The sequence below is a fragment of the Providencia vermicola genome (assembly GCF_020381325.1).
GTDB lineage: Bacteria > Pseudomonadota > Gammaproteobacteria > Enterobacterales > Enterobacteriaceae > Providencia > Providencia vermicola.
Window position 1 is genome coordinate 48150 of the sequence record NZ_JAGSPI010000005.1, and the last position, 18576, is coordinate 66725.

Annotated in this window: 14 protein-coding genes; 7 read left to right on the top strand and 7 right to left on the bottom strand. The window is 38.3% G+C overall.

Going from position 1 to position 18576, the window contains the following annotated elements; translation table 11 throughout:
* Window positions 1-3 precede the first annotated feature (3 nt).
* Together KDJ85_RS08505 and KDJ85_RS08510 are read left to right on the top strand one after the other, a co-directional pair.
* Complete coding sequence (locus tag KDJ85_RS08505) at window positions 4-2490, top strand: fimbria/pilus outer membrane usher protein (RefSeq protein WP_377210601.1); 2487 nt, start codon at window positions 4-6, stop codon at window positions 2488-2490.
* Entirely contained in the window at window positions 2481-3476 is a 996-nt protein-coding gene (locus KDJ85_RS08510; RefSeq protein WP_225819280.1) for a fimbrial protein, read from the top strand. The genes KDJ85_RS08505 and KDJ85_RS08510 overlap by 10 nt, the downstream gene beginning before the upstream one ends.
* A 181-nt stretch (window positions 3477-3657) precedes the next feature.
* On the opposite strand, the gene KDJ85_RS08515 is transcribed toward KDJ85_RS08510, so the two are convergent.
* Window positions 3658-3969 carry a helix-turn-helix domain-containing protein gene (locus KDJ85_RS08515; protein ID WP_225819281.1) on the bottom strand — a complete coding sequence of 104 codons (312 nt, stop codon included), beginning with the start codon at window positions 3967-3969 and terminating at the stop codon, window positions 3658-3660.
* 497 nt (window positions 3970-4466) lie between these two features.
* Window positions 4467-5066, bottom strand: coding sequence for a DJ-1/PfpI family protein (locus tag KDJ85_RS08520; protein WP_225819282.1), 600 nt, complete (start codon window positions 5064-5066; stop codon window positions 4467-4469).
* A 179-nt stretch (window positions 5067-5245) separates the two neighbouring features.
* On the opposite strand from KDJ85_RS08520, the gene grxB reads away from it, so the two are divergent.
* Window positions 5246-5884: a glutaredoxin 2 gene (grxB, locus tag KDJ85_RS08525; RefSeq protein WP_225819283.1), complete on the top strand. Its 639-nt coding sequence runs from the start codon at window positions 5246-5248 to the stop codon at window positions 5882-5884.
* An 82-nt stretch (window positions 5885-5966) separates the two neighbouring features.
* On the opposite strand, the gene KDJ85_RS08530 is transcribed toward grxB, so the two are convergent.
* Together KDJ85_RS08530 and KDJ85_RS08535 are read right to left on the bottom strand one after the other, a co-directional pair.
* Window positions 5967-6404 carry an META domain-containing protein gene (locus KDJ85_RS08530; RefSeq protein WP_225819284.1) on the bottom strand — a complete coding sequence of 146 codons (438 nt, stop codon included), beginning with the start codon at window positions 6402-6404 and terminating at the stop codon, window positions 5967-5969.
* A gap of 15 nt (window positions 6405-6419) precedes the next feature.
* Window positions 6420-7418, bottom strand: coding sequence for a 2-hydroxyacid dehydrogenase (locus KDJ85_RS08535; protein WP_225819285.1), 999 nt, complete (start codon window positions 7416-7418; stop codon window positions 6420-6422).
* Between the two features lie 232 nt (window positions 7419-7650).
* Here KDJ85_RS08535 and KDJ85_RS08540 point away from each other — a divergent pair, with 232 nt between their 5' ends.
* The 3 genes from KDJ85_RS08540 to KDJ85_RS08550 are packed head-to-tail and all read left to right on the top strand — an operon-like array spanning window position 7651 to window position 10800.
* Window positions 7651-10251, top strand: coding sequence for a YdbH family protein (locus tag KDJ85_RS08540; RefSeq protein ID WP_225819286.1), 2601 nt, complete (start codon window positions 7651-7653; stop codon window positions 10249-10251).
* 49 nt (window positions 10252-10300) lie between these two features.
* On the top strand, window positions 10301-10474 hold the full coding sequence (locus tag KDJ85_RS08545; RefSeq protein ID WP_225819497.1) for a YnbE family lipoprotein: 174 nt from the start codon (window positions 10301-10303) through the stop codon (window positions 10472-10474).
* Complete coding sequence (locus KDJ85_RS08550) at window positions 10471-10800, top strand: YdbL family probable chaperone protein (protein ID WP_225819287.1); 330 nt, start codon at window positions 10471-10473, stop codon at window positions 10798-10800. Before KDJ85_RS08545 ends, KDJ85_RS08550 begins: the two co-directional genes overlap by 4 nt.
* Window positions 10801-10874: 74 nt before the next feature.
* Here KDJ85_RS08550 and KDJ85_RS08555 read toward each other — a convergent pair whose 3' ends face one another.
* Window positions 10875-11474, bottom strand: a complete 600-nt coding sequence (locus KDJ85_RS08555) for an FMN-dependent NADH-azoreductase (RefSeq protein WP_225819288.1) — start codon at window positions 11472-11474, stop codon at window positions 10875-10877.
* A gap of 229 nt (window positions 11475-11703) precedes the next feature.
* Between KDJ85_RS08555 and hrpA the strand changes: the two genes are divergently transcribed.
* Window positions 11704-15588 carry an ATP-dependent RNA helicase HrpA gene (hrpA, locus tag KDJ85_RS08560; RefSeq protein ID WP_225819498.1) on the top strand — a complete coding sequence of 1295 codons (3885 nt, stop codon included), beginning with the start codon at window positions 11704-11706 and terminating at the stop codon, window positions 15586-15588.
* Between the two features lie 291 nt (window positions 15589-15879).
* Here the strand turns inward: hrpA and KDJ85_RS08565 are convergent, their stop codons facing one another.
* On the bottom strand, window positions 15880-17271 hold the full coding sequence (locus KDJ85_RS08565; protein ID WP_225819289.1) for an amino acid permease: 1392 nt from the start codon (window positions 17269-17271) through the stop codon (window positions 15880-15882).
* A 312-nt stretch (window positions 17272-17583) separates the two neighbouring features.
* The gene (gene ydgH / locus KDJ85_RS08570; RefSeq protein WP_206084228.1) at window positions 17584-18534 is read right to left on the bottom strand and encodes a DUF1471 family protein YdgH; all 951 of its coding nucleotides are present in this window, start codon (window positions 18532-18534) and stop codon (window positions 17584-17586) included.
* Window positions 18535-18576: the final 42 nt, after the last annotated feature.

Below are 18576 nucleotides of genomic sequence, written 5' to 3' on the forward strand. Positions count from 1 at the left end.
ATGATGAAACAGCGAGAGTTAATAAATAAATATAGCAATACGCTCTCTGTGACCTGCTTTGTCACTGCATGCATGGTACCTACATTTTATGCATGGAGTGAAGAAGATACAACCTATGAGTTTAATAGTGGTTTTATTATAGGTAGTAAAGAAGAAGTTGATCTGGCACGCTTCAATTCTTCAGGAATTAGCCCTGGAAAATATTCAGTTGATGTTTACACAAATAACAACTGGAAGGGGCGTTATGACCTCAATTTTGAAGAGCAGAAAGATGGTCGATTAGCGGTGTGCTATACGCCAGCAATGCTTTCTGATTTTGGTATTAATACTGAAAAATTGAACCCAACACTTAACGAAGATAGTGACAGTTGCTTACCATTAAAAGATTGGAATAATGAAAAAGATGTCGTGGATATTTTCCACGCATCGACATTACGTTTAGATATTTCTGTTCCACAAATCTATGAGCAGCGAATTTCCCGTGGATATGTTTCTCCTCAGTTTTGGGAAACAGGGATCCCTGCATTGAATGTAAGCTATATGGCTAACTATTATGATAATCATACTAGTGGTTCTCAAGGAACTGATAACGCCAGCGCTTACCTTGGATTAAATGCAGGATTGAGCTTTGATGGCTGGTTGTTCAAACATATTGGCAACCTTAACTGGCAGCGCCATGATGGTACGAATTGGAATAGCAATCAAACTTACTTACAAAAACCTATTGCCGGATTAAAATCAAAAGCGACTGCTGGGCAATTTTATACAGATGGCGATCTGTTCGATAGTATCAGCTTACGTGGTGCAAAGTTGGCGACAGATGACAACATGTACCCTGATGGGATGTCAACATATGCGCCTGAAATTAGAGGTATAGCACAAAGTAATGCTTTGGTAACTGTCAGGCAAAATGGCTCTATTATTTATCAAACAACCGTCTCTCCAGGTCCTTTTAGCTTAACGGATGTTTATCCATCAGGTTATGGGAATGATTTGGTTGTAACAGTAAAAGAAGCTGATGGTAATGAAACAACTTTCAGTGTGCCATATTCATCGTTAGCGCAATTATTACGCCCAGGTTTCACTCGATATCAAGTTGCTAGCGGTAAAGCAGATGCTGATGGATTAAGAAATCGTCCCTTTATTATGCAGGGAACTATTCAGCATGGTTTGAATAATACATTTACACTTTATGGCGGTGTGACAGCATTTGATGACTACCAGGCTTATTTAGTTGGTACAGGTATCAATACTGGATTTGGTGCAGTTGCAGTTGACTTAACACAATCAAGAACGGCATTTAAATATAGGACCGAGAATGGGCAAAGTTATCGTTTAACATTTAGCCGTTTATTCACACAGACAGATACTAATCTAGTATTAGCTGCTTATCGATATTCAACAAAAGATTATTACAATATTAATAATGCATTGTATGCAATAGATAACGATAAGCGTGGTGTAGAAAATACACTAGGTCGCGAAAAGAATGGCTTTAGCTATACAATAAATCAAAACTTACCAGAAGGGTTCGGTGGGGTTTATTTTACTGGCCGTATCTCTAATTATTGGGATAAATCAGGAACTGAAGAGCAATATCAACTGAGTTATAACAATAATTATAACCGTCTCTCATATGGTATAGCGCTGATGAGAGTATATGCAGATAATACTAATAATAATAAAAAAGACGACCGTATAAGTTTAAATCTGAGTTATCCCCTGTATTTTGGCGAAAGCCAAAGTGCAACATTGACGTCAAATACAGTATTCAATAACGAAAAATTTGGTTCAACTCAAATTGGTGCGAGTGGTGCATTTGATAAAGAGAATAACTGGACTTATGGTGTAAACACTTCGGTTGCAAATGGTGGTGAGAAAAATATTGGTTTGAATACGGGATACCGTACTTCACTCGTAAATACCAACGCTAACTATAGCCAAGGCCAGGGATACCGCCAATTTGGATTGGGTGCTAATGGTTCTATGATAGTGCACTCGGGGGGAGTGACATTGACGCCTAATAGTTCAACAACATTAGCGTTAATTGAAGCAAAAGGTGCTGAAGGTGCGTCCATTATGGGGGCGCCAGGAACGCGTGTAGATAGTAATGGTTATGCTATCGCACCTTATGTAAGAGCTTATCGTATTAACAATGTAGAAATAGACCCTAAGGGCAGCCCAGAAGATATTGTTTTCGAAAATACATCAAGCCAAGTTGTACCTTATGAAGGTAGCGTAGTTAAAGTTAAGTTTGGTACTAAAGTAGAAAAAAATATTGCATTTAATGTCGTAAGACCTGGCAATAAATCATTACCGTTCGGCGCTAATGTGACTGATAAAAATGGCGAGTCAATCGGTATTGTTGGGCAAGGTGGAACTGTGTTTATTAGCAGTGAAACCGCGAAAGAAGCATTCATTAAATGGGACAACGGCCAGTGTTCATTCTCTTTAGAAGCTGGAAACAGCAAGGAAAGTTTATGTCAATAACGAAACAATATCGTTTGTATATCGGAATTGGATTGCTTCTTACTGCAACTTATGCTTCTGCATATTGTAATCGTACTTCGACCCGTACATATGAACTTAATATGCAGATGGGGCGGGTCGTCGTAGATCCTAATTTAAATGTTGGGGATACAATCGCTGAACAAACGTGGGATATGAGAGAAAACTCAAGTGCTATTTATGCATACTGTACTCGAAATACACCGATCTCAGCATTAGTTACTATGTCGAGCCTTGTTCCTGTAGGGAATAAAATTTATCAGACAAATGTGCCTGGAATTGGTATGAAATTTCACCGTGAAGGTGCGATAAGGATGACATACCCAGATACATTTTATGCACCAACATCAAGTAACTATTACTTAGCTGGGTCAAAGTTTATTTTAACCTTAGTGAAAACAGCTCCTGTTACAGGATCTGGTGTTATTGCCAGTGGCTACTATACATCTTATGGATATATCCCAAATAACAATCCATTTTTAGTAACGAAGTTAGATGCTGAAGCAATTACAATAGTTTCTCCTTCTTGCCAAGTTGAAGGTGGCACTGAAAAAAATGTTTACCTAGACCCGATTAAACGTTCTCAATTAAGTGGTGTAGGATCAACAGCAGGTGAGAAAAACTTTGATATTAGATTGATCTGTAGTGGTGGTGTTAGCTATTCTGGCTTTGCAAATGTTAATATGACTTTTAATGGTGATGTACCAGACAAGATGAATAACCGACAAGGTGTTTTGATTAATCAAATTAAGTCATCAAATGGAGCTGCTGGCGTCGGAGTACAGGTTTTAGAACGTAATACAAATAAACCACTTATATTTAATGACAAGTATAAAGTTGGAGTCTTGGCAGATCGACAAACTAAGTATCTTGATTTAAATTATAAGGCCCGATATTACCAATATGACAGTTCAACTTCAGCGGGTGAAGTAAATTCAAAAATGGTATTTAATATCACTTATGATTAATTGAATAGGTTTTTTGAGGAGTATTCAAGAAACTAATTAATATCTGTTGAGTTTAAATTATTATAAAATGCCAGTTGTTATTATAACGACTGGCATTTTATTTAGATCAAGCTATAAAAATAACATGGTGCTAATGCATTCATGTTATTTTTATAATTAATGGCCATCTTAATGGAATTTTTTAGGGACGGTTTTTGGTTGGTGCAATGACACTTTCAGCTGTATATTTTAATTCTTGGCTAGTTTCATTAGATAGCTTGTTTTTATTTGATTTTGAACTAGTTGTATAACCATGAAAAAACCATTCGATTGGGCAATCCAAAACTTCTGCGATATCAACTAAATGGTTAATAGGTATTTTATTTATACCATTCTCATATCGAGATATTTGTTGCTGACTTAAATTTAATTTATTAGCTAAATCAGCGCCAGAAAGACCAAGCTCTTTTCTCCGGTTTTTTATTTTTATACCGATAATACTATGAATGTCCATATGACATCCTCGATTTTTGTGAAGGGTTATTATTTGATATTTATAGTCAACTATTACAGGAATAGTATATTAAAAATTAAAGCGGTTTAAAAGTTTTAATGCTCATAATTATGATAAAAATCTCTGTTTATAATAAAATAATTAAAGTCATTGTTTTTAGTGTGGGATATTGACGATATTAAAAGAAAAAATTCATTTTTAATTGTTAATATAACCGATAAAATTAATAGTACTGGTGTTATCAAGTTGTCATTATAATATGATTTCAACAATCTAATTCAGCGTGAATTTTAAATCATTGATTAAAATCAATATATTAAGGCTTTATTAAACGTAAGTATTCAAATTTTTAAATGAGTTAATACATGGATAATTCATTGTTAATATTCTGATCATTAATATCTAATTTAGATAATTAAATATTGATTATACTCATTGGTAAATAACATAACACAATAAATATTTGATAAGGTAGAGGATAAAAACTAAAAAACATCTTATATGATGTTTTTTGCAAAAGGGTCGTTACTCGGATCTTGATTCCATATATATTCCATTCTTAATGCAATGCTTTTAGCTATTTCAACACCATAAAAATCACTGACGATTTGTAGAGACATATCAATACCAGCACTAATGCCAGAGGATGTATAAAACTTTCCGTCATGGACCCAACGTGCAAGTGGTTGCCATTTAACAAGATGATTCAGACTGGTTACCCAATCATAAGCAAGTTTGTTCGTTGTTGCTTTTACTCCATTTAACAGTGAGGTTTTTGCCAGTATGGCAGAACCTGTACAAACCGAAATGGCGGTGTCTGCAAATTCAAACTGTGTTTTTACCCACTGGATATAATCTTCATCCATAGAAAGAGGGCGAGAGCCTTGACCTCCAGGGATCAATATATGCCGATAGGATGGAGTTGAAATCATGTGCGTATTAACAGTTACACCTTGAGAGCTTGTCATTGGCATTCCTGTTGGTGAAATAAAATCGATTTGGCAATGGTCGAGCCGACCAAATACTTCCACAGGCCCCATCACATCAAGGGTTTCAAATCGATCAAACAGGATAATAGCAATATTGTTTATAGGCATAGGGGATTGATTTCTTATTTTCAAAACAGATATTCTGCCATAATGCTATTTTTTAGATTGGGATTTTGTGCACTAAACACTAAAGTGTCTAAAAACAAAAATTAATCCCAAAATATGCGCATTAACATATACTATTATTAAGGTTTTACTGGCGTTTATCACTATCCGTGAGGTGAAAAATGAAACTGTATATCTATGACCACTGCCCATTTTGCGTTAGAGCAAGAATGATTTTAGGCTTAAAAAATATTGCAGTAGAGCAAATCGTTCTGTTGGATAACGACCATGAGACCCCCATCCGAATGATCGGTAAAAAAATGCTACCGATCTTAGAAAAAGATGACGGGAGCTATTTACCAGAAAGCCTAGACATCGTGCATTACATTGACCAGATAGGTGAAAAAAAATACGCTACGGGGGTTTTATCACCACAAATAGAAACTTGGTCTAAAGCCGTATCTGGTGTCGTCTCTAAATTAGTGACTCCCCGTTTTGTCGAAACGGATTTTCCTGAAATAAGCACAAATGAAGCTAGAGCTGCATATAAAGAGAGAACGTCAAAATCCTATGGTGACTTGGCTGAATTTCGAAAAGAAACACACACTTTACTCGTCGAACTCGCACCTCAAATGTCATTATTAGATGTCTGGCTAGAAAACCGCGGTGAGACTATTGATATAAATGATTTTTATATCTTTCCTACGTTACGTAGCTTAAGTATTGTTGCTGGCTTAGCTTTCAGTAGCAATATCCGTAATTATATGGATAAAATGTCACATATCACGAAAGTGGACTTGTTGTTCGATAAGGCTAAGTAGTTTTGAATGGATACAGGCCTATAAAAGCCGTACCCATTTGAAATCACATTAATGAGTACGGTTTTGTATTTAGAATATGAGGCTAATTGACGTAATCACGCAAGGAATACACTAATTTGTAATGTCCTTGAATTAAGACGAGTTGATTATTTTTTAAATTAATAGTCGCACCTTCTATAAGCATGCGTTTTAACATGGTATCCCATTTAGACAAATCTTCATCAACACATTCAAGTTCCGTCTTGGTCAAGTTTTTAACGGTGATATTGGCGTTATTAATATAACCTAATCCATTAAAGTCATTACACATTGAGGCAGAAACAAACATCTTTTCACCAAAAGCGATGTAAGGAACAGTTTGTTTTGCTTTAATGGGTTTGCCGTCAACTTCAGTTAAAACATAACGATGGTGAATTAAAGCATCTCGAATCGATTTATCATCGTTTTTCGCATCGACTTGATGAGTTTGGCAAGCCGCTAATAATAAACCCAATAGGGTCAGTGGAATTAAACGTTTCATCAATCCAACGTCCAATTAAGCATTAACAATATTCGGGCAGGCTTTGCCATGGCTAACCTGATCAATATTGCTAAGCGTTGTTTGACTAATACTGGTTAAAGCCTCTTCAGTTAAAAATGCTTGATGGCCTGTAAATAATACGTTGTGACAAGATGAAAGGCGGCGGAAAACGTCATCTTGAATCACATCATTAGATTTATCTTCAAAAAATAAATCACGTTCATTTTCATAGACATCCATGCCAAGTGAACCGATTTTTTGTGATTTCAATGCGTTAATTGCGGCGACAGAGTCAACCAAGGCTCCTCGACTTGTGTTGATGATCATGACCCCTTTTTTCATCTTATTGAAAGCACTTTCATCGAGTAAATGATGATTTTCAGGTGTTAAGGGGCAATGAAGAGAGATAACGTCTGATTGTTTATATAAAGTATCTAAATCGACATACTCTGCACCTAAGTCTAACACTGCTTGGTTAGGGTAGGGGTCGTGTGCAAGTAAGCGCATGCCAAAACCTTTTAAAATACGTAAAGTTGCTTGCCCAATTTTGCCTGTTCCGATGATCCCTGCGGTACGATTATGCATGTTAAAGCCAGTTAAACCCTCGAGCGAAAAGTTTGCATCACGGGTTCGTTGGTAAGCACGGTGGATTCGTCGGTTTAGGCACAACATCATTCCAACCGCATGTTCAGCAACCGCTTCTGGCGAATAAGCTGGAACACGAACAACGTGAATTCCAAGCTCTTTTGCAGCTTCAAGATCAACATTATTAAACCCAGCGCAGCGTAAAGCTAAAATGTGAATATTTAACGCTGCAAGCTCTTCTAAAACAGCACGATTGGCTTCATCATTAACAAAAATACATACTGCATCAGCCCCCACGGCATTTTTGGCGGTTTGAACAGTTAATGGAAAATCAAAGTATTCAATACTAAAATTAAATTCTGAGCCTTGATTAACTTGCTCCATGTGCTTGCGATCATACTGTTTGGTACTATAAGAAACAATTTTCATCGAAGAGACTCCAATTTTTAGGAACCAATAAAAATAGTAGATAAAATAGTGTACCTACAAAAGATAAACTCAGAATAAGACAATTAAGTTTGTAAATCACCTAGAAATTAAGAAAATAGGTATCTGTTTACATATGAATATGGTTTATGCTTTTTAGACAACGAGTTAATGTAAAGATTGAATTAAAATTCAACAATCATGGTACTGAGCTAATCTCACAAGGACGAAGTTGATGCAGGTATTTAAAAGAGCTGGCAAAATTTTACTCTGGTTTTTCGGAGGAAGTGCTGTTCTCTTAGCTATATTATGGATAACAGTCGCACGCTGGCTTCCTGTTGTTGCTTCTTATTACTTACCAAAGCCACTTCAATTATCATTTTCAGATCCTAGAATATCTCAGGGGCAATTACAGATCGCTGAGCTCAGTTTAACAGCAAAGAATTGCCAACTTGTTGATTTGCAAAATGCTCGTCTTTCTCTTTTTCCACTTCATTTAAATATAGATAATGTTAACGTTTCTACGGAGTGTATTAGCGCACTTGAATCGGATGAAGTGGCATCTGGAGAACCGTTAAATATTGCTGAGCTGATTGACGAAATTCCTCTTTTTTCTATAGTCATAAATAATATCAATATCCAACCATGGGGTGACTACCAGGGAAGTATTTGGTTACGCCGTTCAGATAAAAACATCCCTTTGCAGTTTGATTTTAGAGGAGATAATTTAAGATTATCTTCGCTGATTACTAAAGACAAACAGTTGGTGATCAGTGAGTTCTCGGCATTTTTACCAGAACAACAGCAAACAATAACATTAACAGGTGATGTTCAATTACCACTCATTGCAAGCCAACTTCCACAAAAAGGAATGTTGGAGGCTAATTTTAAATTATTAAGTCCTGAAAAACATTTACAAGCAAAATTAGCATGGCTAGATGAAAATGGAGTGTTAATTGTCACTGACACGGATATGCAAAAAACGGTACTGAATCTTCCATGGGCGTTATCGCCATCAATAGTTACCGTTTCACAAGGAAAATGGCAATGGGAAGAGGCAGGGATACCCATAGAAGGTGGTGTCAGCTTTCAAATTGAAAATTGGGAAAAACCATTAGGCGATATGATTTTTTCTGGCCGCTTGAATATGTTGACGCAGGCGAAGAAAGGTAAGGGGAATATTGTATTAACGCTACCAGAAACGCATCTCGACTTATTAAATACGGATGTTGATTTTAAGCTAAATGGGCAAGTTAAATATGATGATATGGTTCTTGATATTAATCTGCCTGCGAAAATTTCAGGGCAATTAACCTCGCCTAAAATCTCTTTACTATCAGGTTCATTATTAAGAGCCTATGGGCGAGCCTCGCCAACGATCATGTTAAAAGAGATCCGTTTACCTTTAGCTGGAACATCTTTAAGCGAAGAAGGAATATCGGGAAGGCTGCAGGCAATATTAAAAGTACAAGAGCAATATTGGGGGGACTTTGATATTCACCTTGATGGTAAAGCCAATAAATTTACCCTTGATAATGGTAAATGGTTTTGGAATTACTGGGGAAATGCCAAATTACCTTCATTAGCAGCACGTTGGGATATTAAGGGCAATGGTAGTTGGCAAGATTCATTAATTACCTTAAATAACCTGACAACAGGCTTCGATCAAATTAAATATGGTTTGTTATCGATGAGTGCTCCGCGCTTAAAACTCACAAAGCCATTGCAGTGGCAAAGAGATGGGACAAAAGCTAGCTTTAATGGAGCCTTACAATTAACCAGTAATCGAATGCAGTTCGGTGTCGAAAGTTATTTACCAAAAATAACAGTGAACGCGGATATTAAAGGAAAGTCACCTGCTGAATTTCAATTAAAAGGTGATTTAAGCACGCAAGATGTGGGGCCCATTGTTATTTTTGGGCGTTGGGATGGTGAGCGTTTAAGAGGGGAAGCACGCTGGCCAGAACAGTCTGTCACAGCATTTCAAACATTAATACCTGCCGATCTTGGACTCGAACTTAAGCAAGGTAAGTTATTCTCACAAGCGGCATTTTCAATTACCCCAGAGGATGGGTTTATTGCTGGTGGGCATTGGCGTGTGGAAAACACAAGTCTTTGGTTAAAAGATGGTGAATTATCTGGCTTAAATTTTGTATTACCGTGGCGTTTAAAGCAAAGCACATGGACTTTTGGGGAAAAATCTCCCGTAGAATTGCGAATTAAAAAGCTCAACAACCTTTTTGAACTGACGGATATTAAAGCCGACTTAGTTGGAACTTATCCGCCAACAGATGCAGCACCACTGAAACTCACAAATGTTGGGTTTAAAATGTTGGGCGGTGATGTCTCTATGGACTTATTACATTGGCCACAAACGGATGCATCGACGATACGGTTACATCAAATTGAGCTGAGCCAATTATTTACCATACTAAAAGTGTCTCAATTTGCCGTTTCAGGCAAAGTAAATGGTGAACTTCCATTTTATTTGAATAATCCTGAGTGGATAGTCAAGCAAGGATGGGTAGAAAACAGTGGCCCTCTAACATTACGGTTAGATACACAATTTGTAGAATCTATTCAGAAAGATAATATTTCTGCGGGGTCTGCTATTGGCTGGTTACAGTATTTAGAAATAAAACGTAGCCGTACTGATGTGAATATCACTAATCTAGGGCAGCTAACGATGAAAACAATCCTTGAAGGCTTTAATGCTCAAGAAAAGAAAAAACGGGAGGTGCATTTAAACTACCAACATGAAGAAAATATTTTTCAGCTATGGCGTAGTTTACGATTTGGTAGCTCTTTAGAAGAATGGCTTGAAAAGAACCTATGAAGGTTTAAGGAATAACGTGAGTACATTAAAAGTAAGTACAGTGATTATTATGGCTTTTTTCTTAGTGGCATGTTTACGAGTCGAAGTTGCGACACCAGATAAGCCAATTAATATTAATATGAATGTGAAAATAGAGCATGAAATACAGATAAAAGCGGACAGACAAGTTGAAGAGTTACTCAAAGAAAACAGTGATTTATTCGGGGAGGTCATCGATAAATGAGCCGAATAATAAAGGTATTAACTCTGTGTTCACTACTAAGTGTATTTTCAGCATTTTCACTTACGGTGGATGAGGCAAAAGAAAAAGGGGTTTTGGGTGAAACGCTATCAGGCTACTTAGCGGTAGTAAAAACTGAAAATGCGGAAGCCGTTAAATTAGCAGAACAAATTAATCGTGAACGAGAAAAAAAGTACAGCGAAATTGCGTCCAAAAATAACCTTAAAACCAATGAAGTCGCTCGAATAGCAGGGCAAAAACTAGTCGAAAGGGCGAACGCTGGGGAATATGTGCGAGGTATTAATGGTCAATGGCTAAAGAAAAAATAAAAATGCGCACTTAAGAAAGTGCGCAAAGTATAACAAAATAACAAAGGTAGTTTAGGTTGTTTTGATGATTGATATTAGACAATAAGGCCATTAATGTGTTGTTGAGCTTGCTGATGGGCTTTTTCGACTGAATCATTACCTAAAGCTGTGCCTTCGGCAAAAATAAACTCAACATCTTTAATACCCAGAAAATTTAAAAATAAAGTCATATAAGGCACCATGGTATCTGCTGGGGTATCTTTATATATTCCACCACGGCTGGTTAAGACAAATGCCCGTTTATTTTCCAGTAAACCGACAGAACCTTGTTCGGTATATTTAAATGTATGGCCTGATCTCGCAATAAAATCAAAGTAATGCTTTAAGTGCGAGGGGATCGTAAAATTATACATTGGCGCAGCAATAACAATGACATCATGTGCTTTTATTTCTTCAATTAATGAATTAGACAGGTCTAAATGTGCTTGTTGTTGCTCTGTTTTCGTGTCACTAGGGCCAAAAGCTGCTAAAATTTCACCATCAATGGCAGGGATTGGCTCATTGACGAGATCTCGAACAGTCACTGTGTCCTCAGGGTTCTTTTCTTGCCATTGTTGAATAAAGTAATCGGCCATTTTATTGCTTTGAGAATTGTCTGCCAGAATACTTGATTTCAATAGTAATACGTTACTCATTATGGTCCTTAAATTTATTGATATTGCTTTACGTATAATCATACGTGATAGCTAACTGATTGATAGAAAGAAAATTAGACTGCCTTCTTCAAAAAAACTGATGGTATTATTTATGTAATAACAAGAACTAAAAAATAAAACGAAATATTGCTGCTATACGACGAAGTAAAAGGCCGTCGTGAATTGTACTTGATTAAAAATAAGGGTTTAAAGCGTGAAATCCATACTGATGGCATTAAATGCTGAAATAGGACAAACTTCACTGCGTGATCAGTGGTTACTGAAAAAAAGAATTCAAGGTATTGCAAAAATCCGTGATGAAAAATCACGTAATGCGGTACTCGATGTGATTAAAGCAGATATTGAATTAGCAAAACAAAAAGTTGCGATAAAAAAACTGAATCCACCTAAAATTGTCTATCCAGATAATCTTCCTGTTAGTCAAAAGAAAGACGCTATCTTGGATGCAATTAAGAAGCACCAAGTGGTAATTATTGCAGGTGAAACAGGATCAGGGAAAACCACTCAAATACCGAAAATTTGCCTTGAACTAGGCCGTGGTCTCCAAGGTTTTATTGGTCATACACAGCCGAGGCGACTGGCGGCTCGTTCAGTTGCGACCCGTCTTGCTCATGAATTAGAGTGCGAGCTTGGTACTAATGTGGGGTATAAGGTACGTTTTAGTGACCAAGTGAGTGAAACAACTCAGGTCAAATTAATGACAGACGGCATTTTGCTGGCGGAATTGCAAAATGATAAATTGCTCCTGCAATACGATACCATCATCATTGATGAGGCCCATGAAAGAAGTTTAAATATTGATTTTATTCTAGGCTATTTGCGCCAATTATTACCAAAGCGTCCTGATTTAAAAGTTATCATTACTTCCGCAACCATTGATCCTGAACGTTTTTCTAAACACTTTAACCATGCTCCTATTGTAGAGGTTTCAGGGCGTACTTATCCGGTTGAGGTGCGTTATCGCCCTATAATGGGGGATGATAACGATAGTGAACGTGACCAGATTGATGGGATTATTGATGCAGTAAATGAATTATCTGTTGAAGGTAATGGCGACATTTTAATTTTTATGAGCGGAGAGCGGGAGATTCGTGATACCGCGGATGCACTGTCCAAATTGTCATTGCGCCATACGGAAATTTTACCTTTATTTGCAAGGTTATCTAATAGCGAGCAGAACCGAATTTTTCATCCCCATGGTGGCAGACGCATAATTTTAGCGACTAACGTTGCGGAAACATCACTCACAGTTCCAGGTATCAAGTATGTTATTGATACTGGTTATGCTCGAATTAGCCGTTATAGCTATCGAACTAAAGTTCAACGCTTACCCGTTGAAGCCATTTCACAAGCATCAGCCAACCAGCGTAAAGGGCGTTGTGGACGGGTTTCGGATGGTATTTGTATTCGGTTATATTCAGAGGAAGACTTTCTTTCTCGCCCTGAATTTACCGATCCTGAAATTCTAAGAACTAATTTAGCTTCCGTTATTTTGCAAATGACCTCTATTGGGTTAGGGGATATTGCTGCATTCCCATTTGTTGAAGCACCAGATAAGCGCAATATTCAAGATGGTGTGAAGTTACTCGAAGAACTCGGTGGTATTAAACCGCATAAACAAGTAGATAAAGGCTATCAACTCACGGATATAGGCCGACAACTCGCACAATTGCCCGTTGATCCTCGATTGGCGCGCATGGTGATTGAGGCGCGAAAACACGGTGCAGTACGTGAGGCGATGGTTATTGTATCGGCGCTATCGATTCAAGACCCAAGAGAACGCCCATTAGATAAGCAGCAGGCTTCTGATGAAAAACACCGTCGCTTCCATGATAAGCAATCGGATTTTATGGCGTTTTTAAATCTTTGGGATTATCTCAAAGAGCAGCAAAAGCAGCTTTCCAATGCGCAGTTTCGCAAAATGTGCCGCCAAGATTTTCTAAATTATTTACGCATTCGTGAATGGCAAGATCTTTATACCCAGTTACGTCAAGTAGTGAAAGAGCAAGGCTTTGCAATTAATAGCGTTGAAGCGGATTTTCGTGGGATCCATGTTTCATTATTAGCGGGCTTGCTTTCTCATATTGGGCAAAAAGATGCCGATAAACATGAGTTTACTGGAGCAAGGAATGCGCGCTTTACTATTTTTCCAGGTTCCGGTTTATTCAAAAAACCGCCTAAATGGGCCATGGTTGCAGAGTTGGTCGAAACATCAAAATTATGGGGGCGTATTGCTGCCGCTATTGATGTTGAGTGGGTTGAGCCTCTAGCGGCGCACCTGACTAAGCACAACTACAGTGAACCACATTGGTCAAAATCAGAAGGCGCAGTGATGGCATCTGAAAAAGTGACATTATATGGTTTGCCAATTGTGTCATCACGGCAAGTGAATTATGGCAATATTGACCCGCTGCTTTGTCGTGAACTTTTTATCCGCCACGCCTTGGTTGAAGGGGATTGGTCAACACGCCATGCATTCTTTAAAGAAAACCTGAAGTTGCTGTCAGAAGTTGAAGATTTAGAACATAAGTCTCGTCGCCGTGACATCCTTGTTGATGATGAAACCCTGTTTGCCTTTTATGACCAACGTATTCCAAACGATGTGATTTCATCTCGTCATTTTGATCATTGGTGGAAAACAGCCTCAAAACAGCAAGCTGACTTGCTGAATTTTGAAAAGAGCATGTTAATTAAGGAAGATGCAGGCAATGTCTCCGCGCTTGATTATCCCAATTATTGGCATCAAGGTGATTTGAAATTCCGCTTAAGTTATCAGTTTGAACCTGGAACAGATGCGGATGGCGTGACGGTATATATTCCGTTAGCAATTTTAAATCAGGTGCAAAATAGTGGGTTTGACTGGCAGGTGCCAGGATTACGCCACGAACTGATAGTCGCGTTAATTAAATCATTGCCTAAGCCAATCAGACGAAACTTTGTTCCTGCTCCTAATTATGCATCGGCGTTTCTTGAGCGAGTAGCAGAGCCAGAAGGAAGTGTATTAGATAAACTAGAAAAAGAGCTACGACGGATGACTGGCGTTACGGTTGATCGTGATGCGTGGCAACTTGACCAACTTCCTGTGCATTTAAAAATGACTTACCGAGTGATTGGTGAAAAAAATAAAACTATTGCGGAAGGGCAAGACCTTGATGTTCTAAAAAACAATTTAAAAGAAAAAGTACAAGAAACGCTTTCTGAAGTTGTTGACGATGGTATTGAGCAATCAGGATTACACATCTGGAGTTTTGGCGAACTACCACAACGCTATGAGCAAAAGCGGGGCGGTTATTCAGTGAAAGCCTACCCAGCGTTGGTTGATGAAAAAAACAGTGTCGGTATTCGGGTGTTTGAAACGGAATTTGAGCAACAACAAGCCATGTGGAGTGGTGTTCGTCGATTATTATTGCTTAATATTCCTTCTCCAATTAAATATCTACATGAAAAATTACCTAATAAATCTAAATTAGGTTTGTATTTTAACCCGTATGGCAAGGTATTAGACCTTATTGACGATTGTATCGCTTGTGGGGTTGATCAACTGATATCTAATTTTGGTGGTACTGTATGGGATGAAGCGCAATTTGAGAAGCTTAAAGAGTTTGCTCGTGCGGAACTCAATGACGTTGTGGTCAATATTGCGAAGCAAGTTGAGCAAATTCTAAGCGCGGTGTTTGCCATTAATAAACGTTTGAAAGGGCGGGTCGATTTTTCTATGGCACTAGCACTTTCTGATTTAAAAGCGCAAATGGGGAACTTAGTCTTCAAAGGGTTTGTGACCGCACATGGCTGGAAGCGTTTGCCTGATGTGCTGCGTTATTTAAATGGCATTGAACGCCGTCTTGAAAAATTGGCTATTGACCCGAATCGTGATCGCGCACAAATGAGCAAAATTGAACATGTGCAAAATATGTGGCAACAATGGTTAACGAAACTTTCACCCATTCAAAAAAATATGCCAGAGGTGCAGGAAATTCGCTGGATGATTGAAGAATTACGTATAAGCCTATTTGCTCAACAATTAGGAACGCCATATCCAATTTCAGACAAACGTATCATTCAAACGATGGAAAGTTTGTCACAAAAACTCTAACGTATTTTTTAATACGGATGAATAAAACCGCTTTGGGCTTGATAGTCTAAAGCGGTTTTTTATATCTAGTCGTATACCACTAACAATTTAGTTACAACATACTATTTTTTGGTAAAATTTATATACATCTGCGTAAGTACAATAGTTTTAGGTCACTAATCGTAAAATGGGAAACAATGCATAATAAAGTCAGGGAAGACTGAGCTAAAATAAAATTTGATATAATACAGTGAGTTATGCTGAGTAGAGGATAGGAGGAAAGGAGAGCTGAGGCTCTCCCCTTGATAGCCATCAAGCCACTAAGTAATAAAGGGCAGGAAGGGATGCAACCATGATAGCGAATGCCATGGTGGTTTCAATGGCTTTTAACGGAGCCTTATTGGACTGTTGTTGACGTGCATAGAAGAATACTAAGATCCCTGGAGCATATAACACAACGGATAACATAAGATTGATTAACCCAGAGGCATATAACAACCATAGGCCGTAAATACTTGCAACGAACCCGACCATTAATAATGCTTTGCAGTGCCTTTCAAATGCGACTTTCATTAAGAACGCACCGACTAGAAAATACGGTACTAAAATCATTTCTGAGGCAATTGTCAGTAATGTATTGTAATTACTGCCGCTGAGCCAAATTAAGACCAAAGAAAGCTGTACTGCGCCATTCGTTAGCCATAAAGATGAAGAAGGGGCATCATTTTTATTTAGCCTATTGAAGACGTTAGGGAAAGATTGGTATTGCGCTGCAATATAAGGTACCTCAGCAGCCATAATAGTCCAGCTAAGGTAAGCGCCACAAACTGAAATAATGAGACCTGCAGCGATGATGATATCGCCACTTGAACCAATTAAATTAACCATTAAAGTGGCCATTGATGGATTTTTAATCTCTGCCAGTTCAGCGCGAGGCATTATACCGAGTGATAATAATGTAACAAGTATATAAATGATGAGTGCAGAGCTAACGGCGAATATCGTTGCTAAACCAACATCACGGCGGTTTCTTGCTCGAGCGGAAACCACCACAGCGCCTTCGATACCAATAAACACCCAAAGGGTAATTAACATGGTGTCTTTAACTTGTTCCCAAACCGGCATTTTTAGCTCAACTCCACTAAAATCGGCATTAAAAATGTCGAGTTTAAACGCAAAAAATGCCAAAACGATAAATAGCCCGAGGGGCACGAGTTTTGCCATGGTGGCTAATTTATTAATACCTGCAGCGGTTTGTACGCCACGTAGGACTAAATAATGAACAAACCACAGTAAGATAGATTCACCAATCAATGCCTGCCATGTATTCCCATCACCAAAAATGATGTTATCAGGAGTGTCGGTGAAAAAACTGATCGCAGCAAAAACGATAACTAAGTAGGAGACATTGGCCACTACAGCACAAAGCCAATACCCCCACGCTGAACAAAACCCAACAAGTTCTCCGAAGCCGACTTTTGCATAGGTAAAAATACCACCATCAAGGTCAGGGCGAATGCGCGATAGTAATAAAAGGGCAAATGCGAGAAATAAGATACCAACGCCTGTAATAGACCAACCAATGATTAATGCCAGTGGGCTCGCCACTTCAGCCATATTCTGAGGAAGACTAAATACACCTGCACCAACCATTGAGCTAAGAACAAGGGCGGTTAATGCGGTAAGGCTTAACGTATTTTTCAAAGTAAATCCTGAATGTTCAACAATCAAAAGTTAAAATGACGTTAAAACGCCATTACAGTAATGAGTTTAACTAACAGCGTGCAATAATCTAGAGAGATTGACTGTCATAATTTTAGAGGTGGATTCTACGAATGAAATGGCCGATATGCAATGGGAAAATATGCATTTTATCAGGTGATTTATTCACTTTTGAATTGTTGGTGAATATAGCTGATAAGAAGTGAGGAGAAAGCGGGCACTTGAGGATAATTTTGGGACGAAAAAAAACCAATCTAAGAATTTAGATTGGTTTTTAGATAAGTGAACTATTTCTTATTTAAATAGATCGGCGCTAATGGTTACGCTGCCACCATTAGATTGCCATTCTCTTGTAATATGGAAATATTTAGCACCTTTAGCTTCGGCGCGTTTTGCAATTTGATAACGCACTTCAGGGGTATTGGTGTAGTAACCAGAGAATGTAATTGAGTCAAATGGAACCATCTGCGCAGCAGCTGTTTTATTAACTTCTTCAATTACATAACCACTTGGTAACGTTACGCTAGTACGCCCTGGTTGGCTACTTGATGTTTCAAAGAAACGACCAACAGCCGTTGTTGGTTCTTCAGATGAAGCAACCCCTGGGATACGCACTTTTTTCGCAGCTTCGCCACCTTCAGCTAACAGAGCTCGCCCTGCATCTGAATCGGCTGGAACAACAGCTTCCTCATTAAGAACTTGGCGTTTTGGCGCGTCTTTCTTATAGATATAAGCTGTTGCTAATGTATTACCACCATCATTCATTGCGATATTACGAACGACATAAAATGAAGCCGCATTCTTTTTTAGAGCTTGTTTCGCGATGGCTTCATATAAATCTGGTTGAGAAGGGTAAAAACCACTTACAGTGACAGTATCGAATGGTTCGTACTGTGCTGCATCGGTTTTCGACATTTCTTCAACACCACCGAATACTCGGCGTTTTGGTTCATCGACACTTGGTGCATCTTTGGCATAGACATCTGCAACAACACGCATGTTGCCGCTATCGCCTATATCGTCAAGGCTTTGAATGTAAAAGGCATACGCCCCCATTTTATCAGCCCTACGGGAGACGGCATCGGATGCTTCATAGATAGCATTAAAGCGCCCGGTGACTGTTATACGCTCATAAGGTTTTAATTCAGTAGCCTGTTTTGGCGTCAACTCAACAGCCGCCTGAGTAGCAGTTATACTAGTTAATGATAGCACCGCGGCTGCGATGACCGTAGTTTTCAGCTTCATACAAAATCCTTCCGCCTTGCGCAATTTATTATAAACGTGCTG

Excerpts from the sequence above, each read along its gene's own strand:
- ydgH (WP_206084228.1), bottom strand. The coding sequence starts at position 18,534 with ATGAAGCTGAAAACTACGGTCATCGCAGCCGCGGTGCTATCATTAACT.
- grxB (WP_225819283.1), top strand. The coding sequence starts at position 5,246 with ATGAAACTGTATATCTATGACCACTGCCCATTTTGCGTTAGAGCAAGA.
- hrpA (WP_225819498.1), top strand. The coding sequence starts at position 11,704 with ATGGCATTAAATGCTGAAATAGGACAAACTTCACTGCGTGATCAGTGG.
- KDJ85_RS08540 (WP_225819286.1), top strand. The coding sequence starts at position 7,651 with ATGCAGGTATTTAAAAGAGCTGGCAAAATTTTACTCTGGTTTTTCGGA.
- KDJ85_RS08510 (WP_225819280.1), top strand. The coding sequence starts at position 2,481 with ATGTCAATAACGAAACAATATCGTTTGTATATCGGAATTGGATTGCTT.
- KDJ85_RS08555 (WP_225819288.1), bottom strand. The coding sequence starts at position 11,474 with ATGAGTAACGTATTACTATTGAAATCAAGTATTCTGGCAGACAATTCT.
- KDJ85_RS08515 (WP_225819281.1), bottom strand. The coding sequence starts at position 3,969 with ATGGACATTCATAGTATTATCGGTATAAAAATAAAAAACCGGAGAAAA.
- KDJ85_RS08545 (WP_225819497.1), top strand. The coding sequence starts at position 10,301 with ATGGCTTTTTTCTTAGTGGCATGTTTACGAGTCGAAGTTGCGACACCA.
- KDJ85_RS08520 (WP_225819282.1), bottom strand. The coding sequence starts at position 5,066 with ATGCCTATAAACAATATTGCTATTATCCTGTTTGATCGATTTGAAACC.
- KDJ85_RS08535 (WP_225819285.1), bottom strand. The coding sequence starts at position 7,418 with ATGAAAATTGTTTCTTATAGTACCAAACAGTATGATCGCAAGCACATG.
- KDJ85_RS08550 (WP_225819287.1), top strand. The coding sequence starts at position 10,471 with ATGAGCCGAATAATAAAGGTATTAACTCTGTGTTCACTACTAAGTGTA.
- KDJ85_RS08530 (WP_225819284.1), bottom strand. The coding sequence starts at position 6,404 with ATGAAACGTTTAATTCCACTGACCCTATTGGGTTTATTATTAGCGGCT.
- KDJ85_RS08505 (WP_377210601.1), top strand. The coding sequence starts at position 4 with ATGAAACAGCGAGAGTTAATAAATAAATATAGCAATACGCTCTCTGTG.